Genomic DNA, 3,369 nt, shown 5'->3' with positions numbered 1-3,369 from the left:
GCTCAACAGCAAGCTCAGCAAAGGGCTCAGGAGCAGGCTCAGCAGGGAGGACAAAAAGGAAACGGTAAAGGGGGAAACTAGCTCAGATGACCAATGAGCAGGTATAGCTCGCTGGCAACACCAGTTGCCGCGGGCTTTATCTTTAATGGATGCCCGAAAGATTAGCTAAGGCCAGTAAAAAATCATTCATAGTCATTTTATTGTCATTGATCGTTTAAAAACAACTTAATGACTGCCTAATGACTATGAATGACAATAATCGGCAGCCATGACAGAAGAAATTAGAATGCAAGTGGACAATCATTTTATTTTTGACTCAAAAAAATTGACCATCATCATGAGAAAACTGATTACCACCGGATTTGTTCTAGTGCTCATTTTCACTCAAGGCCTGAAAGCCCAGCAGCCGAATATGATTGATGAACTGCGGGAAGCAAGACTTGATTCACTATTAAATGAAGTGTTTTTTGATGATGATGACCTGAGTTACTTGTTTGGCTTGAAAAAGAACTTTCAGTTTTTGTACTGGCGGAGCAGTTTTGATTCGCGGACTTTTTTTGCTGGGCGAGAGATTGGCACCCAACAGCACAACCTGTCTGGCCAGTTGTATTACCTACACTCCAAAGGGTTTTATGCCGGGGTTTCGGGAGCATGGTACAGCCAGCTTGAACCCGGTTACCGCACGACAATCCTGACGGCCGGTTACAGCAAAGGCTTGAAGAAAATGGATTTTTTCAGGTACCGCCTTTCGTATGATTATTTCTTTTTCAACAACGACGACCCCGAATTTGATCCGCTGTACAACAGTGGGCTCAATGCCGGAATCAGCCTGAAAAGCAAGAGCCTGGGGACTCGTTTCGATGCTTACTTTTTGCTGGGTGATGATGTGGGTACAACTCTTTCGTGGGATGCTTTTGCCTACGTGAATTTGGTTCGGTTGGGCACCTACGATCAAATCAGGCTCGAGCCGGAAGTGTCGCTTTATTTTGGGTCGGAACTGGTTGAATACCAACTGAACGAAGTGATCATTGATCCGGTGACCAACATCGGGTACGACTATTATTATGAAGATGCTTTTGGTTTGATGAACGTGCAGTTGCAATTGCCCTTGAATATCAAGTACAAGCAATTTGATTTTGAAGCGGCCTGGATTTACAACGTTCCGCAAACCATGGGTGATGGCATAAGCTACGAGAAAAGCTCGTTCTTTCGTTTTTCCCTGGGGTATATTCTTAGTTTGTGATGAAAGCCAGTTGATTAATGCCGAATTGTAGTACGGCTGACGGCCCTGTTTGTCCAGACGCTTGTTTCGGGTTCATCGGCAAATACCGGAGCCAGAATCTTTTCTTTGGAGTATTGTCGGGCCTGTTTTTTTGTCAGCTGGTGGCTCCAGCTGATCCGTTTCTCCCCTTGGGCTCCTTCACCCGAATTTTGATACTCAGCATAAAAAGCGGTTTGGTCGCGTGAGGTTCCGCCCCAGTTTGCCCAGCCTTCGGGCAAAATGTGCACGCCCATTTCACAATTCATAAAAACAACTTTGGCGTAATCGCGCCACGGACGGCCCAAGTAAACTTTCTCTACACCCTCGGCAGCAGTCAGTTTACAAGCTTGAAAAACGAAACCAAACGGTTTTCCTTTGGGCGTGTTGGCCGCTGTAATGTACGAATCGCTCAAACTGTGAATCGTGCATTGCTCGAAAAGCACGGTGGCTTCTCCAAAAATAAAGTCGGTGGTTCCCTCGATGTGGCAGTTGGAAAAATACTGGCGGCTGTTTTCCCCTTCGGTGTAAAGCGTATCCTGGTGCCCCAGCAATCGGCAGTTTGTAAACGAGCAGCGATCGCCACTGACATGCAGGGCAACGGCTTGTCCGACAGGTCCGGCTGTATTGGCAATGGTCAGGTTCTCGGCATGAAAATCATTGGCTTCCACTTTCAGCGTGTAGGTGTGAAAAGTGCTGTTCCGTCCACGGTCAATTTTGTCGAAATAATCATCGTAGGTAAGAATGGTTTTTTCGGCGCTCTCGCCAATAAGCGACAGCTTGGTGTTGCAAGCAGGCACGAGTACTTTTTCACGGTAGGTCCCATTTTTTATGAAGACGCTCACCCGCTCGTCGGGAAAGGCCTTGCTGGCATCAATGGCTTCCTGGATGGTAGTGAAATCGCCGCTGCCATCTTGTGCAACGGTGATTTTTGTTTCATATTGAGCGAATGCCAGTCCGGCAGAAAAGAGGAACATTCCAAAGAAGAAAAAGTATTTCGAAAGTTTCATTTTGATTTTGTTTTAGTCGGTAAAAAGAGAGGGAACTATGACAGCAAGTTCCCTCATCAAACCTAATATTACATCAAAGATATCTTGTGTTGGGTTTTAAAACAAGGGATGCAAATGATGCAATTTCATTTAAATTGTTTATCGAGGAACGTTACCATGTAGCCAACCGTTTGATCAAACCACGGATGAAACAACCAGAATGGATGCGGTGTATCGGAGATGGTTTGTACCTCGCTGTAAATTCCATAGTTATCGAGTTTTTCAATGACCTGGTCCCTGCCGGCATGGAATCGGGGCAACGCGCTGTTGATAAATAAGATAGGGGGCGTGTCTTTTCCGGCATAGATTAAGGGCGATGCTTCCACCCATTGTTCAGGGGCTTCTTTGTAAGTTGCCCCAAACCAGTAGGCCCCGGCTGAGCGTTTCTTGGGATCATCATCCTTTGCGCTTTCACTGGGATCGGTGAAGTCCAGAATACCATCCATGTCGATAATAGCCTGAATATTTACCGGCTGATTCATGGATGCCGAATAACCGTCAAACTTTTCTATATCAGCGGTCATCCCAACCAAGGCAGCGAGCTGCCCTCCTGCCGAACTTCCCGAAATGGCGATGCGTTCTGGATCGATGTTGTACCTTTCGGCATTGGCCCGCAAGTAACGAATGGCGGCTTTGATATCGTGAACGGCAGCCGGATAAAGTGCTTCGGGCGAAAGACGGTATTCAACAGTCGCTGTGACATATCCTTTGGCAGCGATTTGTTGGGCCATGGGCACTTGTGCCGCTCTGCTGCCCGAACGCCATCCGCCACCAAAAACCAAGATCAGGGCTGGATATTTTCCTTCGCTTTTGGGGTGAAAGAGGTCCAAATGCAGATCACGTTTGCCGTGCTTCGTTTCAGGCAAACTCGCATAAACCAGGTTGTAAGTTGCATTTACGTTTTCCGGCAAATGAGGCTTGACGATTTCAGCATCCGGGAAATCTTTTTTGATTTTCATCCAGGCCGAATAAGGCGTGAAGGATGTGTCTCTTGGGATGCCATCTATTTCAACCAGTTGCGAGAAGGTTTGACTAGTGAAAAAGAGAAGAAACAAGATTAGG

The 3,369-nt window shown here is 46.7% G+C and carries 3 protein-coding genes; 1 reads left to right on the top strand and 2 read right to left on the bottom strand.

Going from position 1 to position 3,369, the window contains the following annotated elements; genetic code table 11:
• Positions 1-337: 337 nt before the first annotated feature.
• On the top strand, positions 338-1,243 hold the full coding sequence (locus AAC033_RS18700; RefSeq protein WP_339741011.1) for a hypothetical protein: 906 nt from the start codon (positions 338-340) through the stop codon (positions 1,241-1,243).
• A 14-nt stretch (positions 1,244-1,257) separates the two neighbouring features.
• Here AAC033_RS18700 and AAC033_RS18695 read toward each other — a convergent pair whose 3' ends face one another.
• Together AAC033_RS18695 and AAC033_RS18690 are read right to left on the bottom strand one after the other, a co-directional pair.
• Positions 1,258-2,268, bottom strand: a complete 1,011-nt coding sequence (locus tag AAC033_RS18695) for a pectinesterase family protein (RefSeq protein WP_339741008.1) — start codon at positions 2,266-2,268, stop codon at positions 1,258-1,260.
• Positions 2,269-2,393: 125 nt separating this feature from the next.
• The coding region (locus AAC033_RS18690; protein WP_339741006.1) for an alpha/beta hydrolase at positions 2,394-3,369 on the bottom strand (976 nt) is incomplete at its 5' end.

Source organism: uncultured Sunxiuqinia sp. (assembly GCF_963974515.1).
In the GTDB taxonomy this organism is placed as follows: Bacteria; Bacteroidota; Bacteroidia; order Bacteroidales; family Prolixibacteraceae; genus Sunxiuqinia.
Note: the sequence above shows the minus strand (reverse complement) of the source record. Positions and strands in the feature narration are given on the sequence as shown.

Coding starts and splice junctions, on each gene's coding strand:
- AAC033_RS18695 (WP_339741008.1), bottom strand. CDS start 2,268: ATGAAACTTTCGAAATACTTTTTCTTCTTTGGAATGTTCCTCTTTTCT.
- AAC033_RS18700 (WP_339741011.1), top strand. CDS start 338: ATGAGAAAACTGATTACCACCGGATTTGTTCTAGTGCTCATTTTCACT.